This window comes from Streptomyces canus (assembly GCF_001514145.1).
GTDB lineage: Bacteria > Actinomycetota > Actinomycetes > Streptomycetales > Streptomycetaceae > Streptomyces > Streptomyces canus.
On sequence record NZ_KQ948667.1, the window covers coordinates 142,498 to 161,159 of the forward strand.

An 18,662-nucleotide genomic window follows, 5' to 3' on the forward strand; every position below is an offset into this window, starting at 1 on the left:
ACCTTTAGAAATCTGACGGCAACACGCGGCTCGTAGCGTCGTCGGCATGAGCTACACGTCCGTTCTCGGCGGTCGACACCACCGCTTCGACACCCTCGCCCGTCTGCTCGCCTCCGCGAGTCCCGAACGCTCCGGCGACCGGCTCGCGGGACTCGCGGCCACTTCCGAACAGGAGCGGGTGGCCGCGCGCTGGGCGCTGGCGGACGTGCCGCTCACGGAGTTCCTGGCCGAGCCGCTGATCCCGTACGAGACGGACGACGTGACACGGCTGATCCTCGACACGCACGACGCGGCCGCCTTCGCGCCGGTGGCGGGGCTGACGGTGGGCGAGTTCCGGGAGTGGCTGCTGTCTCCCGGAGCCGACGCGGGGGCGCTGGCCGCCCTCGCGCCCGGGCTCACGCCCGAGATGGTCGCCGCGGTCTCCAAGCTGATGGGCAACGCGGACCTGGTCGCGGTGGCCCGCAAGGTGCGGGTGGTCACCGCGTTCCGCTCGACGATCGGGCTGCCGGGACGGCTGGCGACCCGGCTCCAGCCCAACCACCCGACCGACGACCCGGCGGGCGTGGCGGCGGCCCTCCTCGACGGACTGCTGCTGGGCTCCGGCGACGCGGTGATCGGCATCAACCCGGCGACCGACAGCCCCAAGGCCGTACGGGACCTGCTGGAACTGCTCGACGGGGTGATCCAGAGGTACGCGATCCCCACCCAGTCCTGTGTGCTGTGCCATGTCACGACGAGCGTGGACCTGATGTCCCGGGGCGCCCCGGTGGACCTGGTCTTCCAGTCGATCGCGGGGACCCAGGCGGCGAACGCGTCCTTCGGGGTGACGCTGGGGCTGCTCGACGAGGCGTACGAGGCCGCGCTCGCCCTGGAGCGGGGCACGGTCGGCCAAAACGTCATGTACTTCGAGACCGGGCAGGGCAGCGCCCTGTCGGCGGGCGCGCACCACGGGGTGGACCAGCAGACGGTGGAGGCCCGGGCGTACGCGGTGGCGCGGCGCTACGACCCGCTGCTCGTGAACACGGTCGTCGGCTTCATCGGCCCGGAGTACCTCTACGACGGCCGGCAGATCCTGCGCGCCGCCCTGGAGGACCACTTCTGCGGCAAGCTCCTCGGCCTGCCCATGGGGCTGGACATCTGCTACACCAACCACGCCGACGCGGACGACGACGACATCGCCACGATGCTCACGATGCTCGGCGTGGCCGGCGCGTCCTTCGTGATCTGCACACCGGGCGGCGACGACATCATGCTCAACTACCAGTCCGCCTCGTACCACGACGCCCTGTACCTCCGGGAGGTCCTGGGCCTGCGCCCGGCACCGGAGTTCGAGACCTGGCTCGACTCGATCGGGCTGCTGGACGAGAAGGGCGGGATCCGCGAGACCACCGGAGCGGCCCACCCGCTGACGGCTATCGGGAAGGAACTGGCGGCATGAGCGAAGTGGCCGTACAGACAAGTGAGTTGTGGTCGTCGCTGCGGCAGCGCACCCAGGCCCGCATCGGCCTCGGCCGCGCCGGCTCGGCCCTCCCCACCCGGCACCGCCTGGAACTGCAGGCGGCGCACGCGGCCGCCCGGGACGCCGTGCACTCGCCGTTCGAGCCCGACGTGATCGCGGCGGGGCTGGCCGGGACGCCAACGGTACGGGTCCGCAGCTCGGCTCCGGACCGGCTCACCTACCTCCAGCGACCGGACCTGGGCCGCCGTCTCGACCCCACGGACCGGGCTCATCTGCCCATGGGGGAGTGGGACGCGGTCTTCGTGGTCGCCGACGGGCTGTCCAGCCGGGCGGTGCACGAGCACGCGGCGGCGGTGGTGCGGGAGACGGCGGCCCGCCTCGAGGACTGGCACCTCGCTCCCGTCGTCCTCGCCGAACAGGCCCGGGTGGCCCTCGGCGACGACGTCGCGCAGGCGATGGGCGCCGCGATGGTCGTCGTCCTGGTCGGCGAACGGCCCGGTATGTCGGCGGCGGACTCCCTGGGCGCGTATCTGACATACCGGCCCACCCCGGGCGTGACGACGGACGCCGACCGCAACTGCCTGTCCAACATCCGCCCACCGCTGGGCCTGTCGTACACGGGGGCGGCGGAAAAGCTGGCGGGGCTGATGACGAGGGCCCGGCAGCTGGGCCTGACCGGGGTGAACCTGAAGGACGAGACGGACGCGCTGCCGGGGTAGCCCCGACCACAAGGCTCCCCCTCACCGCCCCGGCAACACCAACCCCAACGCCCCCTCCCGCACCGTCCAGGTCCGTCTCCGTACCGGTCCCGCCACCCCCGCGTCCGCCCGGTACCGGAAATCCGCCCCGGTGACGGTCACCGTCCTGCCGGTGGCCAGCAGCGGGGACGCCTCCGCGCCCACCGACAGTGGGCGCACCTCCACCGAGGCCAGGCCGCCGCCGGAGCCGGGGGTCACCGAGACCGACTCCAGGGGCTGGTCCAGGCCCACCAGCGTGACCCCGTCGACCTCCACCCGCAGCCGCGAGGGCCCCGGAAGGACAGGCGCGGTCTCCCGGGCGGGACGGGCCGGCACCAGGGTCCGTACGAGGGACTGGCAGGTCCGCAGCCAGGGCCGCGCGGCCTCCACGGGCTCCTCCCGGGCGACCAGCGCAGGTATCCGCAGTGCGCCGAGGACCACCCCGTCGCTGTCGTCCACCAGCATGTCCAGCCGCCGCTCGGCCCCGTCCAGGACCGCCCGCGCGGCGGCCACCGCCCCCGTCGGCACGCCGAGGGCGTGGGCGAGTCCGAGCATCGGCCCCACCGGCACCACCGACAGCACACATTCGGCCAGCTCCCGCTGCCGGTGCAGCAGCACCACCGCCCGCATCAGCGCACGGTCGTCGCCGACGACCACCGGCCGCCGCGAGCCGCGCCGCGCCAGCGCCCGGGCGAACTCCTCGGGTCCCTCCGGCAGGCACACCTTCGTCGCCGCACCCGCGCTGAGCACGTCTTTCACGATTCGTACGGACTCGCCGTCCGTCTGCCGGGCGACCGGGTCGATCACCACCAGCAGGTGATCGGAAGTCGTGGAAGTCGCCACCTCGGCCATGCCTCGCTTCCTCGGGTAGCATCTTTGTGCAAGAGCCCCTTGCGCTATTGCGCCAGGGGCTTCGTCTATTCCGGGGCACCCGGGTCCGACGGGCAGCGGCCGACGACGGCCGTGGTGCACGCGACGGAGGAACCGTACGCGTACGCCCCCGACCTTGGACATGCCCCGCCCGGAAGGGGTGTACGCGCGTGCCCGCACTTGTGCTGCTCGGTGCTCAGTGGGGTGACGAAGGCAAGGGAAAGGCGACGGACCTGCTAGGTGGATCCGTCGACTATGTGGTGCGCTACCAGGGCGGCAACAACGCCGGCCACACGGTAGTCGTGGGCGATCAGAAGTACGCCCTCCACCTGCTCCCTTCCGGAATCCTGTCGCCGGGGTGCACCCCGGTCATCGGCAACGGTGTCGTCATCGATCCATCGGTCCTGTTCTCCGAGCTGAACGGACTGAACGACCGCGGCGTCGACACCTCCAAGCTCCTGATCAGCGGTAACGCCCACATCATCACGCCGTACAACGTCACCGTGGACAAGGTGACGGAACGCTTCCTCGGAAAGCGCAAGATCGGTACGACGGGGCGCGGCATCGGACCGACCTACGCCGACAAGATCAACCGCGTGGGCATCCGCATCCAGGACCTGTACGACGAGTCGATCCTGACCCAGAAGGTCGAGGCGGCCCTCGACGGCAAGAACCAGCTCCTGACCAAGGTCTTCAACCGCCGCGCCATAGAGGTCGGGCAGGTCGTCGAGGAGCTGCTGGGCTACGCGGACCGGCTCAAGCCCTACGTCGCCGACACGGTCCTGGTGCTCAACCAGGCCCTGGAGCAGGACAAGGTCGTCCTGTTCGAGGGTGGCCAGGGCACGCTCCTGGACATCGACCACGGCACGTACCCCTTCGTCACCTCCAGCAACCCCACCGCGGGCGGTGCCTGCACGGGTGCGGGCGTCGGCCCCACGAAGATCAGCCGGGTCATCGGCATCCTCAAGGCCTACACGACCCGGGTCGGCTCGGGCCCGTTCCCGACCGAGCTGTTCGACGAGGACGGCGACGCGCTGCGCCGCATCGGCGGTGAGCGGGGTGTCACCACCGGTCGTGACCGTCGCTGCGGCTGGTTCGACGCGGTGATCGCCCGGTACGCGACCCGCGTCAACGGCCTCACCGACTTCTTCCTCACCAAGCTCGACGTCCTCACCGGCTGGGAGCAGATCCCGGTCTGTGTGGCGTACGAGATCGACGGCCGCCGCGTCGAGGAGCTCCCGTACTCCCAGACCGACTTCCACCACGCGAAGCCGGTCTACGAGTACCTCCCGGGCTGGAGCGAGGACATCACCAAGGCGAAGTCCTTCTCCGACCTGCCGAAGAACGCCCAGGACTACGTGAAGGCGCTGGAGGAGATGTCCGGCGCCCCGATCTCCGCGATCGGCGTGGGCCCGGGCCGGGACGAGACGATCGAGATCAACTCGTTCCTGTAAATCCCTTTTGCTCGAAGGCTGTTGGGCCGGTCATGGACTTCCTTGACCGGCCCATGGCTTGCTCCTGGTTCCGCGCGCAACCGGTGGGGCGGGACTATCTACGCGGGTAGTTCCCTCTCTCCTCCCTCCCCGTTCCAGGAGCCCTTCCATGCCCGTCAGTCCCCTGAACCGTCGTGCGTTCGTGAAGAAGTCTGCGGTCACCGGTGCGGCCGTGGCCGTCGCGGGGGCGGCGGGAGCGCCCGCCGCCCAGGCCGCCGAGCACCAGCCGGTGAAGAAGAACCGCACCTGGTCGTTCTCCGTCCTCGGCACCACCGACCTGCACAGCCACGTCTTCGACTGGGACTACTACCTGGACAAGGCCTACTCCGACAGCAAGGGCAACTCCGTCGGGGTCGCCCGGGTCGCCACGCTCATCAAGCAGCAGCGCGCGGCCAAGGGCGAGGAGCACGTACTGCTTGTCGACGCCGGCGACATCATCCAGGGCACCTCCCTGGCGTACTACTTCGCGCGCGTGCAGCCCATCACCGACAAGGGCGCGCCGAAGCACCCGATGGCCGTCGCCATGAACCACATGCGCTACGACGCCGCCGCCCTCGGCAACCACGAGTTCAACTACGGCATCGAGGTGCTCAGGAAGTTCGAGAGCCAGTGCCGCTTCCCGCTGCTGGGCGCCAACGCCCTGGACGCGAAGACGCTGAAGCCCGCCTTCCAGCCGTACACCGTGAAGCGGATCTGTGTGCCGGGCGCCCCCGACATCAAGGTCGGCATCCTCGGCCTCACCAACCCCGGCATCGCCCTGTGGGACAAGGACAACGTCAGCGGGAAGATGGTCTTCCCCGGCCTGGTCGAGCAGGCGAAGAAGTACGTGCCCCGGCTGCGCGCGCTCGGCTGTGACGTCGTCTTCCTGACCGACCACTCGGGGCTCGACGGTTCCTCGTCGTACGGCGACGAGCTGCCCTACGTCGAGAACGCCTCGAACCTCGTCGCCCAGCAGGTCCCCGGCATCGACGCGATCCTCGTCGGCCACACCCACGTCGAGGTGCCCTCGTACACGGTCAAGAACGAGGAGACCGGCGAGGACGTCCTCCTCTCCGAGCCGTACTGCTGGGGCTACCGGCTCAGCGTCTTCGACTTCGAGCTGGAACTCGTGCGCGGGCAGTGGAAGGTGACGAAGAAGACCGCCCAGACCCTGAACCCCAACACGGTCGACGAGGACCCGGAGATCAAGAAGCTCCTGGAGGCCGACCACGAGCTGGTCGTGAAGTACGTCAACACGCCCGTCGGCACCTGCACCGAGGACCTCTCCGCGGCGGACTCCTGCTGGAAGGATGTCCCCATCATGGACTTCATCCACCAGGTCCAGATGGACACCGTCAAGGCCGGCCTGTCGACCGCCGACGCCGCCCTCCCGTTGATCTCGGTCGCCGCGCCCTTCTCCCGCACCGCCGACATCCCCGCGGGCAGCGTCACCATCAAGGACATCGCCGGGCTCTACATCTACGACAACACCCTCTACGGCAAGAAGCTCACCGGCGCCCAGCTCAAGGACTACCTGGAGTACGCGGCGAAGTACTACTACCAGGTGGCCGCCGGCACGAAGGTCGACACCGCGACCCTCACCAACGCCAACAGCTTCTGGGACTACATGTACGACACCGCCGCGGGCGTCTCGTACGACATCGACATCGCGCAGGCGGAGGGTTCGCGGATCAAGAACCTGTCCTACAACGGCACTCCGGTCACCGACGACCAGGTCTTCGTCGTCGCCGTCAACAACTACCGCGCCAACGGCGGCTCCGGCTACCCGCACATCGCCGCCGCGGACATCGCCTACAGCTCCACCAACGAGATCCGCCAGCTGATGATCGACTACGTGACCTCGAAGGCCACGCTGGACCCGAAGGACTTCGCGGTCACCAACTGGCAGCTGACGCAGGGCGGCACGCCCGTGTTCTGACGGGGGCGCGACGTCCATCGAATGTTTACGCGGACTTGTAACTCTGGTGTCAGGCGTACTCATTCACCTCGGGGGGACCGATGGATGCGGAAGGCTGGACGAGGGAGCTGGGCGGACCGGGCAGCGTACGGGAGCTGGGCGGGGTGCGGGTGTCCGCGGTGCGCTGCCCGGCCCTGTCGCTGACCGGGGGCAGCGCGGGACCGTACCATCTGGCGCTGTTGCTGGCCGGTGAGCTCGTCCTCGACCAGGAGGGCCGCAGTGCACGGGCCGGCCGCGGGGACCTGGTGCTGCTGGACGGGGGCCGGCCGTTCCGGCTGGCGTTCACCGCGCCCCGGAACACGGTCGTCACCGCCCATCTCCCCGTCGTCCCCGGTGATCCGAGGCAGTGCGTGGCACGCACGCTCAGCGGCCGGGAGGGGCTGGGCGCACTGATCGCCGGGTTACTGACGGGACTGGCCCGGGACGCCACCCCCTACCGGTCCGCCGAGGAACGCCGGCTGGGCGTGGCCGTACTCGAACTCAGCGGTGCGCTCCTGGACTCGGGGCACTCGGAAGCCGTCCCTGAGCCGCTCCTCCCGCGCGTCCAGGCGTACGTCCTTCAGCACCTCGGCGACGGCCGCCTCACGCCCGACGACGTGGCCGCCGCGCACCACATCTCCACCCGTTATCTGCACCGCCTCTTCCAGCGCCAGGGCCTGACCGTGGCCGCCTGGATCAAGGCGCAGCGCCTGGAGCGGTGCCGCCGTGACCTGGCCGATCCACGGCTGGCACACCTCCCCGTGCACGTCGTCGCGGCCCGCTGGGGTTTCGCCCAACCCGCCGACTTCAGCAGGGCGTTCCGCACCGCCTACGGGATCTCCCCCTCGTGCTTCCGGGTGCGCTCCCTGCCAACAAACAGTGCGCGCGCTGCCAACGACAGACACCTCACGGCTCAGCAGACTCACGGATAAGTGCTGGAACCACATCCATGGGGGAACCGTATGACCGAGAACCAAGCCGCTGCCGCTGCAGCGAGCGAGCAGAAGCCGGTGGAACCGCGAGGCGGCGCCGGGCTGTTCGACGTCGACCCGGACCAGGCCGGGGTGAGCCAGGACCCGAAGAAGATCGTCAAGGGGGACATCTCCGTCTTTCCCGAGAACGCGGAGGTCTGACATGGGATCCGTCTCGGGGATGCTCGCGCAGATGCGCGCCCTCATCGGCACCGGTGAGTACCCGCCCGGCTCGAACAACAACAAGATCACCGACTGGTACGGCTTCGACGACGCGTGGTGCGACATGACCGTCAGCTACGCGGCCGCCCACTCGGACAACCTCGGCGCGGTGTGCGGAAAGTTCGCGTACACGGTCGCGCACGCCAACGCCTTCAAGGCGAAGGGGCGTTGGCACTACGGGCTGGGCGGGATCCGCCCGGGTGACATCGTCTTCTTCGACTGGGACGGCAGCCGGACCATCGGCCGCATCGACCATGTCGGTGTCGTCGAGGCGGTGCACTCCAACGGCACCATCACCACCATCGAGGGCAACACCAGCGACAAGTGCCAGCGCCGCAGCCGCAACTCCGCCTGTGTGGTGGGCTACGGCCGGCCCAGCTACGGCGACGCGAGCCCGCTGCCGCCCACCGACGGCATCCTGCGCAAGGGCTCCAAGGGCGCCGCCGTCAAGACGCTCCAGAAGAACCTGAACACCGTCATGAAGTCCGGCCTGGTCGTCGACGGCGACTTCGGACCGGCCACCGACACCGCCGTACGGGCCTTCCAGAAGAAGTACGGCCTGACGGTCGACGGCCAGTACGGGCCGGCGTCGGCCGCGGTGATGAAGTCCGCGCTCAAGGGCGGCACCAAGCCCACACCGCCCGCCCCGCGCCCGCCGGCCGCCGGGAAGCTCAAGGTGGACGGTGAGTTCGGGCCCGCGACCTGCGCGGCGATGCAGCGCGCCCTGAACAAGCACGGCGCCAAGCTGAGCGTGGACGGTTCCTTCGGCCCGCTGACGAAGAAGGCCCTCCAGGGCTATCTGAAGGTCACCGCGGACGGTGTCGTCGGACCCAACACCGTCAAGGCCCTTCAGAAGAAGGTGGGTTCGGGCGTCGACGGCAAGTGGGGTGCGGACACCACCCGGCACCTCCAGACGGCCCTGAACGCGGGCACGTTCTGAGCGGACGGGGACTCCGGCCGGCGGGCCGGAGTCCCCTTTCCCGCCGGCCGGTTCAGCAGCCGGTCGCCCAGATGTGGGAGTCGCCGCGGTCGTTGGCCACGCCGTTGTCACCGGCCTCCTGGCCGGGCATGCGCGCTGCATGCCCAGCCTTTTATGGGCGTATGCGGGCATTCACCCGTTCAGTGGATCATCGTCGACCGGTGCTCTAGGGTGTTCAGGGGGAACCGGGGGAGGGGGCGGCGACATGTCCGAACGGGACTGGATGGCCGCGCAGTTCGAGGAGCACCGGCCCCGGCTGCGGGCCGTCGCGCACCGCATGCTGGGCTCGCTCGGCGAGGCCGACGACGCCCTCCAGGACGCCTGGCTGCGTATCGACCGCGCCGACACCTCCGGCGTGGAGAACCCGGGCGGGTGGCTGACCACGGTCGTCGCCCGGGTCTGCCTCAACCTGCTGCGGGCGCGGGAGGCCCGCCGCGAGGACGAGTTGGCGGCGGACCGGATCCCGGCGACCGCGGCGCGTGCCGTCGACCCCGAGGAGGAGGCGCTTCTCGCCGACTCCGTGGGCCTCGCCCTGCTGATCGTCCTCGACACGCTCGCGCCCGCCGAACGGCTCGCGTTCGTGCTGCACGACATGTTCCAGGTGCCGTTCGACGAGATCGCCCCGATGATCGACAAAACCCCGGCGACCACCCGGCAGTTGGCCAGCCGGGCCCGTCGCCGGGTCAAGGGCGCCCCCGCGCCCACGGCAGACGCCTCACGACGGCACCGGGTCGTGCACGCCTACCTCGCCGCCACCCGCGGCGGCGACTTCGACGCTCTGCTCGCCCTGCTCCACCCGGACGTGGTGCTGCACGCCGACCGGGCCGTCGTACCGACCCCCGAGCCCGTTCTCGTCCGGGGTGCCCGCCCGGTCGCCGAGGGCGCGATGGCCTCCCTGGGCCGGGCCCGGTCCGCCGCCCTCGTCCTCATCGACGGCGAGGTCGGAATGGCGATGCTGGGGGAGGGCCGCCTGTGCGTGCTGCTCCGGTTCGCCTTCGACGGCGACCTCATCCGGGAGATCGACGTCGTGGCGGAGCCGGATCGCCTGCGGAAGGCCCAAGTGGCGCTCGCGGAAGAGTAGTTCAGACGGTAGGGCGCAGGCGGCGGCCGGAGACCTTCTGGTACGCCGCCCCGAGCACCGCCGCGTTCACCACGGCCCCGACGACGATCCCGGCCCATGCCAGCGCGCCCGGCAGCATCACGAAGAGCAGCGAGGCCGGGGCCGTGACCAGGAACGCCCAGACGCCGGCGAGGCTCGCGTCGGCGTGCTCGACGAACAGCGCGTCCACACCCACCCAGCCGACGACGGCGGCCACGACGAGCAGGTAGCCGAGAGCGAGCGGGTTGAGGAAGTAGCGCGAGCCGTTCATGTGGACCCCCAGGTGATCGGTGGTGCGTCGGTGATCCCCACGATGCCCCGCCCCCGCGGCCACCGCCTGAGTCGCGGTACTCAGTCTGCTCGCGGGATGTACCTAGGGCCTCGGGAACTCCTCCGCGTGCGCTCGCGCCCACTGCGCGAACGTCCGCGCCGGGCGCCCCAGCACCTTCTCGACCGTGGGCAGCACCTCCGAGCCCCGGTCGCCGTCCAGGGTGCGCCGCATGATGGCGTCGACGACCTCGGGAGGGAAGCCGATGGGGGTCCCCCCGCTCGAGCGAAGCCCAGAGTGGGGGAGCGACATCCCGGCACGGGCGGCTTCGACCGGGACGGAACGTACGCGCAGATCGCGGCCCAGGATCTCGCCGAGAACCGCCAGCTCCTCGGTGGGGGTGAGGGACTGCGGGCCGCTCAACTCGTGGACGACACCCGCGTGCTCGCCGGTGGTGAGCGCCAGTGCCGCGATCTCCGCCAGGTCCGCCGGGTCGATGCTTGCCGCCGGGCGGTCCGCGAAGGGGATCGCCACCTCGTCGCCGGCCCGCAACTGCCCGGCCCACTGAAGGGCGTTGGACATGAAGCGGCCCGGGCGCAGCAGGGTCCAGGCGAAACCGCGGGCCGGGTCGGTCACCGCCGCCTCCGCCGTGCGCTGCCAGCGGGCGATCGGGTCGTCGTCCGTCCCGCCGTCCAGCGTGGACAGCTTCACGACCCGCCGTACTCCTGCCCGTTCCGCCGCCGCGGCGAGCGCGAGGTCATGGGTGGGCTCGGGGGCCGTACCCACCGCCTGCGCCGACATCAGGAAGGCCCCGTCCACGCCCGCGAAGGCCGCGGCAAGGCTCTCCGGGTCCGCAGCGTCGCCGTACACCGCCTCCGCGCCGACGGGGAAGCGGGCCTTTGCCGGCCGCCGGGTCATCGCGCGCACCGGCTCCCCGGCCGCCGCGAGCCGCCGTACCAGCTCGCTCCCCACATGGCCCGTCGCCCCGGTCACCAGGATCATCGCCGTCTCCCCTCATGGATGACTCGTCGACGACCCCAGCCTGCGCGCGGAGGCGGCGGCCGACATCGCACCGGGGGAGGCCGTGCGACTGCTTCCACGGGAGTAGCCAGGCAGAAATGCCGCATACGGGCATATTCTTGGACTAGGCATCCCTGCGTGTCGATCTGGAGAAGGTGAGTGCGATGCGCGTACTGCTCAAGGTGTCCATGGACACGGAGAAGGCGAACGACGCCATCAGCCACGGCACCCTGCCGAAGCTGATCGAGCAGTCGATGGAACAGATCAAGCCCGAAGCGGCCTACTTCACCTCCGAGAACGGTCAGCGCACCGCCTACCTGGTCTTCGACATGCAGGACAGCTCGCAGATGCCGGTGATCAGTGAGCCGTTCTTCATGAACCTGGGAGCCAAGATCACCTACACCCCGGTGATGAACTACGAGGACGTGCAGAAGGGGCTCTCCCAGCTGGGGCGTTGACCCTCAGCTGAAGATGATCATCGAGCCCTGGGCGAGACTCCGGGTCGCCGCCGCGTGCAGCCCGAGCCAGACATGACGTTCCCGGGCGAAGGGGCTGGGGTCGTACGGCGCGGGGACGGCCGGCTCCTCCAGCTCCGTGGGTGCGCGCGGCGGCTCGGGGGGTGCCGGGGGGTTGGCCGGGTCGATGCCGATCACCGGGGCCACGATCTCCAGCTCCCGCAGCAGGGTCTGCGAGGAGCCCAACGGGCCGCCGCCCGCGAGGAGTTCCTCGCTCGCCAGCGGGTGCGGGAAGTCGACGGGGACGTACGCGCCCGCATGGTCGTAGTGCCAGACCAGATGCGACTGCTGGGCCGTCGTCTCGAACATCTCCAGCAACTGCTCGTAGTCACCGCCGAGTTCGTCGACCGGGGTGACCGGGAGCCCGCAGACCTGGAGCAGATAGGCGCGGCGCAGGAAGTGCAGGGCGTCGTAGTCGAACCCGGCCACCGGGGCGACCTCGCCGGACAGGCCCGGCATGTACTGGTACACCGGCACCGGCGGCAACCCGGCCTCGGCGAGCACCTTGTTGTATTGCGCGAGTTCCTCGGCGAACGGGTTGTCCGGGGTGTGGCACAACACGTCGACGAGCGGGACCAGCCACAGGTCACAGGCCAAAAGACAGCTCCTCGGATACTCGCGGTGCGCGGATGTCTTCACACGGTGGTCAGGGAAGGGTAGTCGCTGAAGTGCCGGGTCGGGGCCCCTCGTGCGGGTTGTGCTGGTCCCTTACCCGTGCCGGAAGCGCTCAGTCGGCGGTGAGGCCCTCGATGAGGGTCAGATAGTGGCCGTTGTAGGCGGTGAGGAGCTTGCGGGCGGTCGCGGTGTCCCGCCGGTACAGCGCGTCGGCCACCTCTGGGTGCCCGGACCACAGGCTGCCGCGCAGATCGGTGAGCCGGCGCAGGTGCTGGACCGTGCACACCCAGGTCTGGACGCGCAGCCGGTGCAGGAAGTCGGCGAGGTAGGCGTTGCCGAACAGGACGCTCAGCTCGCGCCAGAAGCGCAGGTCGTAGCCGATCAGTACGGTCAGGTCGCCCGCGACGGCGGCCCGCTGGGCCTCCTCGCCGCGCCGCCGTACGCCCGCCACCGCCGCGGCGGTGCGGGGCTCGTCGAGCTCCTGGAAGATGCGGTGGCCGGCGTCGAGCGCCTGGAACATGCCGTCCGTGACCAGGCTGCGGGCTTCGATCATGCCGCGGAAGTCGTCGAGGGAGTACTCGTGCACATGGAAGCCCCGGTGCTGGTCGGCCTCCAGGAGCCCCTGCGCCGACAGATCGACGAGGGCCTCGCGCACCGGGGTGGCGGAGACGCCGTACTGCTCGGCGATCTCCTTCACCGTGAACTCCTGCCCCGGCTGGAGCCGCCCGGCCAGCACCTCGTCCCGCAGCGCGTCCGCGATCTGCTGCCGCAGCGTACTGCGGGTGACGGAACCGTTGCTGCTGCCGGGCATCGTCGGGCGCCTCCCTCGCGCAGGTGCAGATGGCGTGCTCGTACATATGTCTACGAGCACGCCACCTTACGCGTTCGAAGGCGGGGAGTGCTTACTCCGTGTACTCGTCCGCCACGGAGAGCGCGCTGTCCAGTGCGGCCAGCCCCTCCTTGAGCTCCGACTCGCTGACGTTGCACGGCGGCACCACGTGCGTCCGGTTCATGTTGACGAAGGGCCAGATGCCCTGCTTCTTCGCGGCGGCCCCGAAAGCGGCCATCGGGGCGTTCGCCTCGCCCGCCGCGTTGTACGGCACGAGCGGCTCGCGGGTCTCCCTGTTCTTCACGAGCTCCAGCGCCCAGAACATGCCGACACCGCGCACCTCGCCGACGCTCGGGTGCCGCTCGGCGAGATCCCGGAGCGCGGGCTCCAGGACGGCCGTACCGAGGTGCTTGGCGTTGTCGACGACGCCCTCCTCCGCCATGACGTTGATCGTCGCGACGGCGGCGGCGCAGGCGAGGGGGTGCCCGGAGTAGGTGAGGCCGCCGGGGTAGGGCCGTTTGCCGAAGGTCTCGGCGACGGCTCCGGAGATGGCGACCCCGCCGAGCGGCACGTATCCGCTGTTGACGCCCTTGGCGAAGGTCATCAGGTCCGGGGTGACGCCGAACAGGTCGGCGGCGAACCACTCACCGGTGCGCCCGAATCCGGCCATGACCTCGTCCAGGATGAAGACGATGCCGTACTTGTCGCAGATCTCGCGGACGCCGGCGAGGTAGCCGGGCGGCGGGACCATGATCCCCGCGGTGCCCGGGATGGTCTCCAGGATGATCGCGGCGACGGTGGCCGGCCCCTCGAAGGCGATGGTCGTCTCCAGGTGCTCCAGCGCCCGCGCGGTCTCCTGCTCCTCCGTCTCGGCGTAGAAGCGGGACCGGTACAGGAAGGGCGCCCAGAAGTGCACGACCCCGGCGGAGGCGCTGTCGGAGGCCCAGCGCCGCGGATCCCCGGTGAGGTTGACGGCCTGCTGGGTGCCACCGTGGTACGACCGGTAGGCGGACAGCACCTTGGTCCGCCCGGTGTGCAGCCGCGCCATCCGGACGGCGTGCTCGACGGCGTCGGCACCGGCGTTGGTGAAGAAGATCTTGTCCAGGTCCCCGGGCGTCCGCTCGGCGATCAGCCGGGCCGCCTCCGACCGTGCCTCGATGGCGAAGGCGGGCGCGAACGTCGTCAGCGTGGCCGCCTGCTCCTCTATCGCGGCGACGACCTTCGGATGCTGGTAGCCGATGTTGGTGTAGACGAGCCCGCTGGTGAAGTCGAGATAGCGGTTCCCGTCGTAGTCCCAGAAGTACGACCCCTCCGCGCCGGCGACGGCGAGCGGGTCGATGAGCTCCTGCGCGGACCAGGAGTGGAACACATGAGCACGGTCCGCGGCCTTCACGGCGGCGCCGACCTCGGGGTGTGGCTGAGGGGTCATGCGAGTGAGCGTAAATGTCCGCGATGCGGAAGCGGTATGGGCGTCCTGTCTGTGGACGGCGGCTTTCCACGACAGGTTGTCCAGGGCTCCACCATTGACAGTTTGCTGTCGAAATGACAGCATGTTGTCATCTGGCCGGAACGCAAGGCCCTCAGGGCCCGAGGAGGCAGCCATGAGCCGCAAGCCCGTGCATCTCGCCGTGTACGACACCTATGCCGACTGGGAGACGGGGCACGCCACGGCCTATCTCGCCCGCGCCGGGTACGAGATCCGGACGGCCGGGCCTTCGCGTGAGCCGGTGACCTCCATCGGGGGCCTGCGGGTGCAGCCCGCGTGCGCCCTGGACGACGTACGGCCGTCCGAGAGCTCCCTGCTGATCCTGCCGGGCGCCGATCTCTGGGACGCGGGCGACGACCTCGCCCCCTTCGCCCGCAAGGCGCGGGAGTTCCTCGATGCCGGGGTTCCCGTCGCCGCGATCTGCGGGGCCACCGCGGGACTCGCGCGCGAGGGGCTGCTGGACGACCGGGAGCACACCAGTGCCGTGTCCTTCTATCTGGCGGCCACGGGGTACGGCGGCGGCGAGCGGTACGTCGACGCGGACGCCGTGACCGACCGCGGGCTGATCACCGCCGGGCCCACCGAGCCCGTGGCGTTCGCCCGGGAGATCTTCCGGTTGCTCGGGGTGTACGACGGCGAGGTGCTGGACGCCTGGTACCGGCTGTTCCACGACTCCGACGCCGAGGCGTACGCCGTGCTGGAGAAGGCGCAGGCGTCCGGGTGAGCCAGGAGCGGCAGGATCTGCTCAGCCGCAGCGCCCTCGGGGTGTTCCGGCTCAACGGCCAGTTCCTCACCGTCGCCGAGGAGTTGGCCGGGCCGTCCGGGCTCACCGCCGCCTGGTGGCAGGTGCTCGGCGCGGTGCTCGGGCAGCCGCTGCCGGTCGCCGGGATCGCCCGGGAGATGGGCATCACCCGGCAGAGCGTGCAGCGGATCGCCGATCTGCTGGTGGAACGGGGGCTGGCCGAGTACCGGCCCAACCCCGCCCACCGGCGCGCCAAGCTGCTCGCGCCGACGGAGGAGGGGCTGGCCGCCGTGCGGCGGATCGGCCCGGGCCACGCGGCCTTCGCCGACCGGCTCGCGGAGGCCTTCGGGGAGTCCGAACTCGCCGAGGCCGTAGGGATGTTGGAGCGGCTGTCCAAGGTGCTCGATCAGCTCTCGACGGGGGACGGACGGACGTAGACACTGGTCTTCTGTCGGGCAGGTGTGCGGTCTCGGGGGAGGGCCTGCGATGGAGGAGCCGGAGCAACACGCCTCTGCCGAACCCGAACACCACCACTCGCGGGAACGCCATTCGCCCCGCACGTACCTGACCCCGTACGCGCCGGAGCCGGAGGGGGAAGCGGCGCACCGCAGTCGTTCCGTGACGGCCGCCCTCGTCGCCGTCGCGCTGGTGGTCGCCGTGGGTGCCGGCGGCACCGTCTACGCCGTCCTGGGCGACGGCCCCCAGGCCGCGCCGACGGCTCCCTCGGCTCCGGCCTCGCCCTGAAATCGCCTTCCGCGTACGCCGGTTGAACGTCGGGCGAACTTCGTCCCACCGGTCCGCCGGGCTCACTCGTGCGGCCGTACGGTTTTCGTACGAGCGAACTGCGGGAGTTGCGGGGGCACCCACAGTGGAGTGGTTGAGCGCGGAGAACGTCGTGGCGGTGGGTACCGCCTTCCTCGGCATCGTCGCATCCGGGATCATGGTCTGGTACGAGCGCCGGGTGCCGCGCCGCAAGCGCATCGGCTACCGCGTCCAGATGGACAACCCGATCGGCGACGATGTACGACGCGGGCGGGCTGGGGGTGCCCCCTTCGGGGGAGTCAGACTCGGCCTCTTCGACGAGGCACCGGACATGTCGGACGCCACCCTCGTCCTCCTCCGCATCGAGAACGACGGCTCGCAGGGCATCGACCGCGACGACTACACGGGTCCCGAACGGCACGGCCTCACCGCGGTGTTCAGCGACCGCACGGTCCGCGGGGTCTCGGTCACCCAGCCGATCGACACCGACCACCTCATGGACCACTTCACCCCCGACCGGGGCTTCGGCTACGAGGACAACCGGCTGCGCATCCCCCGCGTCCCGCTCAACCGCGGCGAGCACTACAAGCTGCTGGTGCTGCTGTCCGGCGGTGACGTAGGCCGTCCGATCCGGATGACCGGCGGTATCCGGGACGGTGAGGTGCACCCCAACCGCAGCGCCACCCCGGACGAGATCCCGCCCGTCCTCAGCCCGGCGGCACGGATCTTCACCGGGCTGCTCACCCTCTCCGTCCTCGTCCTCGCCACGATCGTCGTCGCACGTGACGACTCCCCGCCTCCGCTCGGCTGCAGGACGGGCACGCTGACGGTGACCGGCTCCACCGCCTTCGCCCCGGTCGTCGAGACCCTCGCGAAGGAGTACGAGAAGGACTGCGGGGGCGCCGACATCACCGTCGAGGCGCGCGGCAGTGAGGCCGGGGTGTCCGCGCTCGCCGCGATCGGCGCCCGGTCGGCGGAGGACGCGCGGTCCGTGATCGCCTTCTCGGACGGCCCGATGGGCGACCGGCTGGGCCTGCACGGCGAGAAGATCGCCCTCTCGGTCTTCACCCTCGTCGTCAACGACGGCATCGACCTCGGCTCGCGCGGCCTGACCCGGGCCGAGGTGGAGCGCCTCTACCGGGGCGAGGTCGGGCGCTGGAGCGACCTGAACGCCTCCCGCCCCGCCGGCCTCCCGCGCCTGCCCGGCCTGCCCGTCGTCCTGGTCAGCCGGGACGCGTACTCGGGGACCCGGCAGATCTTCCAGGACCGGGTGCTGGCGGGCGCCTGGGAGATGACCCCCACGACGTCCCTGGACTGCGACCCGCTGACGGACAAGGCGGTGGCCGCCGCCGCCCGCGCCCCCGTCACGCGCTGCGAACTCGCCTCCACGGAGGACGTGCTGGACAAGGTCGCCGCCCAGCCCGGCGCCCTCGGCTACAGCGAACTCACCCTGGCCGCCGGCCACAAGGGCGTCCGCCGGGTCCCGCTGGACGGCGAGGCGGCCTCGGCCGACCACCTCGGCCGGTACCCCTACCGAGGTGTCGAGTACGCCTACACCCACCGCTCCCCGGCCCCCGGTTCCCTCGCCGCCGGCTTCCTCGCCTACCTCGACGAGGGCACGAGCCAGGACGTGATCCGCGAACAGGGACATCTGCCGTGCGGGCGGGCTGCGGGGCTGTGCGACTGAGCCGGTGCGACCGAGCGAGGGTCACCTGGGCTCGGGCGGCCGCTGCCGGGGCATGTTCGGGCGGGCGGGCGGACCCGGGGGAAGGGGAAACCGGCCCTGGGCGGCACACGGGTCCTGCCGTCCCCCCGACGTCACCGCCCCCTGGATCCCCATAGGAGTCGAACCGTTCCGGAACTCCACGATCCAGTCGGCGGTCTCCACCCGGATCAGCTCCGTCACGTCCTCCGAGAAGCGGCGCAGAACCCCCAGGCAGCGCTCGGTCGCCTCCGCCGCCGTACCCTCCGTCGGCCCGAGCACCTCCCGCACATTCTCCGAGGCCCAGTCGAACTGCAGCGCCAGGAGACGGCGCTGGACGGCCTGCGCGGTGGCCACGTCCCTTATCCACCCGGAGGTCACCCCGAAGTACCGGTCGACCGCTACGCAGGCCACCGCGAGCAGCAGTCCGAGATACCCCCAGGGGGCGACCCCGGCTCCCGTCACCCCCGTCAGATCCAGCAACGGCAGCACCGCCCCGGTCACCGCCCCCGCCGCGGCCCCGCCCCGCAGGGCCCGTGCACCCCGTCGCTTCCACACCCGGTCCGCGAGATACCAGGCCGCGGTCTCCAGCGCCCCGTGCTCCACCCACCGGTACAGCTCGTCCAGCCGCACGGCGGGCTCGCCCCAGTCCCCGAGCGGAAACGTCCGCCCGGCCAGATCGGCCCGCCCGTCCTGGGGCAGGCCCTCGGGCTGCATCTCCGGCTGACCCACCCGGCGCTCCCTACTGATCGGTCACCCTGCGTGACGCCTGATGCTGATGTGCCGGACCCTTCCTACCGCCCAATGGGTGGCGAAGGGGGTTCTTTGGTGGCTTTTCCGCTCGGAAGAGGGTCTTGATCAGGTATAGGCCTCTACGCAAACTCACTCGAAAGAGTGCTGGGGCGACGGCCACGTGGAACACGTAGGCTCGTCACAGACGGAAGACCAAGGCGAAAA

Annotated in this window: 20 protein-coding genes; 13 read left to right on the forward strand and 7 right to left on the reverse strand. The window is 70.7% G+C overall.

The genetic code is table 11. The features are described 5' to 3' along the window. Positions 1-46 precede the first annotated feature (46 nt). Both AQJ46_RS33060 and eutC read left to right on the forward strand, forming a co-directional pair. Positions 47-1,438 (forward strand): ethanolamine ammonia-lyase subunit EutB, encoded by a 1,392-nt coding sequence (locus AQJ46_RS33060; RefSeq protein ID WP_059209053.1) that lies wholly within the window; start codon positions 47-49, stop codon positions 1,436-1,438. After that, positions 1,435-2,178 carry an ethanolamine ammonia-lyase subunit EutC gene (eutC, locus tag AQJ46_RS33065; RefSeq protein ID WP_059209054.1) on the forward strand — a complete coding sequence of 248 codons (744 nt, stop codon included), beginning with the start codon at positions 1,435-1,437 and terminating at the stop codon, positions 2,176-2,178. The genes AQJ46_RS33060 and eutC overlap by 4 nt, the downstream gene beginning before the upstream one ends. A gap of 21 nt (positions 2,179-2,199) precedes the next feature. Here the strand turns inward: eutC and AQJ46_RS33070 are convergent, their stop codons facing one another. Next, positions 2,200-3,048 carry a diacylglycerol kinase family protein gene (locus tag AQJ46_RS33070; RefSeq protein WP_059209055.1) on the reverse strand — a complete coding sequence of 283 codons (849 nt, stop codon included), beginning with the start codon at positions 3,046-3,048 and terminating at the stop codon, positions 2,200-2,202. A gap of 188 nt (positions 3,049-3,236) precedes the next feature. Between AQJ46_RS33070 and AQJ46_RS33075 the strand changes: the two genes are divergently transcribed. From AQJ46_RS33075 to AQJ46_RS33095, 6 genes are all read left to right on the forward strand, one after another. Continuing rightward, positions 3,237-4,520 carry an adenylosuccinate synthase gene (locus AQJ46_RS33075; protein WP_059209056.1) on the forward strand — a complete coding sequence of 428 codons (1,284 nt, stop codon included), beginning with the start codon at positions 3,237-3,239 and terminating at the stop codon, positions 4,518-4,520. Between the two features lie 148 nt (positions 4,521-4,668). Continuing rightward, positions 4,669-6,477, forward strand: coding sequence for a bifunctional metallophosphatase/5'-nucleotidase (locus tag AQJ46_RS33080; protein WP_059209057.1), 1,809 nt, complete (start codon positions 4,669-4,671; stop codon positions 6,475-6,477). A gap of 80 nt (positions 6,478-6,557) precedes the next feature. Next, positions 6,558-7,427 carry a helix-turn-helix domain-containing protein gene (locus tag AQJ46_RS33085; RefSeq protein WP_059209058.1) on the forward strand — a complete coding sequence of 290 codons (870 nt, stop codon included), beginning with the start codon at positions 6,558-6,560 and terminating at the stop codon, positions 7,425-7,427. Between the two features lie 30 nt (positions 7,428-7,457). Beyond that, on the forward strand, positions 7,458-7,628 hold the full coding sequence (locus tag AQJ46_RS55610; protein WP_159064088.1) for a hypothetical protein: 171 nt from the start codon (positions 7,458-7,460) through the stop codon (positions 7,626-7,628). 1 nt (position 7,629) lies between these two features. Beyond that, complete coding sequence (locus AQJ46_RS33090; protein ID WP_059209059.1) at positions 7,630-8,628, forward strand: peptidoglycan-binding protein; 999 nt, start codon at positions 7,630-7,632, stop codon at positions 8,626-8,628. Between the two features lie 244 nt (positions 8,629-8,872). Then, positions 8,873-9,748 carry a sigma-70 family RNA polymerase sigma factor gene (locus tag AQJ46_RS33095; RefSeq protein WP_059209060.1) on the forward strand — a complete coding sequence of 292 codons (876 nt, stop codon included), beginning with the start codon at positions 8,873-8,875 and terminating at the stop codon, positions 9,746-9,748. Position 9,749: 1 nt separating this feature from the next. Here the strand turns inward: AQJ46_RS33095 and AQJ46_RS33100 are convergent, their stop codons facing one another. Together AQJ46_RS33100 and AQJ46_RS33105 are read right to left on the reverse strand one after the other, a co-directional pair. Next, the gene (locus AQJ46_RS33100; RefSeq protein WP_059209061.1) at positions 9,750-10,037 is read right to left on the reverse strand and encodes an SCO4225 family membrane protein; all 288 of its coding nucleotides are present in this window, start codon (positions 10,035-10,037) and stop codon (positions 9,750-9,752) included. A gap of 102 nt (positions 10,038-10,139) precedes the next feature. Beyond that, the gene (locus tag AQJ46_RS33105; RefSeq protein WP_059209062.1) at positions 10,140-11,036 is read right to left on the reverse strand and encodes an NAD(P)H-binding protein; all 897 of its coding nucleotides are present in this window, start codon (positions 11,034-11,036) and stop codon (positions 10,140-10,142) included. A 182-nt stretch (positions 11,037-11,218) separates the two neighbouring features. Here AQJ46_RS33105 and AQJ46_RS33110 point away from each other — a divergent pair, with 182 nt between their 5' ends. Then, positions 11,219-11,512 (forward strand): hypothetical protein, encoded by a 294-nt coding sequence (locus AQJ46_RS33110; RefSeq protein ID WP_059209063.1) that lies wholly within the window; start codon positions 11,219-11,221, stop codon positions 11,510-11,512. A gap of 3 nt (positions 11,513-11,515) precedes the next feature. Here AQJ46_RS33110 and AQJ46_RS33115 read toward each other — a convergent pair whose 3' ends face one another. From AQJ46_RS33115 to AQJ46_RS33125, 3 genes are all read right to left on the reverse strand, one after another. Further along, positions 11,516-12,166: a hypothetical protein gene (locus AQJ46_RS33115; RefSeq protein WP_059209064.1), complete on the reverse strand. Its 651-nt coding sequence runs from the start codon at positions 12,164-12,166 to the stop codon at positions 11,516-11,518. 130 nt (positions 12,167-12,296) lie between these two features. Next, positions 12,297-12,995 (reverse strand): GntR family transcriptional regulator, encoded by a 699-nt coding sequence (locus AQJ46_RS33120; protein WP_059209065.1) that lies wholly within the window; start codon positions 12,993-12,995, stop codon positions 12,297-12,299. Positions 12,996-13,086: 91 nt separating this feature from the next. After that, positions 13,087-14,442, reverse strand: coding sequence for an aspartate aminotransferase family protein (locus AQJ46_RS33125; RefSeq protein ID WP_059209066.1), 1,356 nt, complete (start codon positions 14,440-14,442; stop codon positions 13,087-13,089). A 172-nt stretch (positions 14,443-14,614) separates the two neighbouring features. Between AQJ46_RS33125 and AQJ46_RS33130 the strand changes: the two genes are divergently transcribed. The 4 genes from AQJ46_RS33130 to AQJ46_RS33145 all read left to right on the forward strand — a co-directional run bounded on the left by AQJ46_RS33130 (position 14,615) and on the right by AQJ46_RS33145 (position 17,690). Continuing rightward, complete coding sequence (locus AQJ46_RS33130; protein WP_059209067.1) at positions 14,615-15,223, forward strand: type 1 glutamine amidotransferase family protein; 609 nt, start codon at positions 14,615-14,617, stop codon at positions 15,221-15,223. After that, the gene (locus AQJ46_RS33135) at positions 15,220-15,678 is read left to right on the forward strand and encodes a MarR family winged helix-turn-helix transcriptional regulator (protein WP_059209068.1); all 459 of its coding nucleotides are present in this window, start codon (positions 15,220-15,222) and stop codon (positions 15,676-15,678) included. The genes AQJ46_RS33130 and AQJ46_RS33135 overlap by 4 nt, the downstream gene beginning before the upstream one ends. 49 nt (positions 15,679-15,727) lie before the next feature. Then, on the forward strand, positions 15,728-15,985 hold the full coding sequence (locus AQJ46_RS33140) for a hypothetical protein (protein ID WP_059209069.1): 258 nt from the start codon (positions 15,728-15,730) through the stop codon (positions 15,983-15,985). A gap of 124 nt (positions 15,986-16,109) precedes the next feature. After that, entirely contained in the window at positions 16,110-17,690 is a 1,581-nt protein-coding gene (locus tag AQJ46_RS33145; protein ID WP_059209070.1) for a PstS family phosphate ABC transporter substrate-binding protein, read from the forward strand. A gap of 21 nt (positions 17,691-17,711) precedes the next feature. Here AQJ46_RS33145 and AQJ46_RS33150 read toward each other — a convergent pair whose 3' ends face one another. Further along, on the reverse strand, positions 17,712-18,437 hold the full coding sequence (locus AQJ46_RS33150; protein WP_059209071.1) for an SLATT domain-containing protein: 726 nt from the start codon (positions 18,435-18,437) through the stop codon (positions 17,712-17,714). Positions 18,438-18,662: the final 225 nt, after the last annotated feature.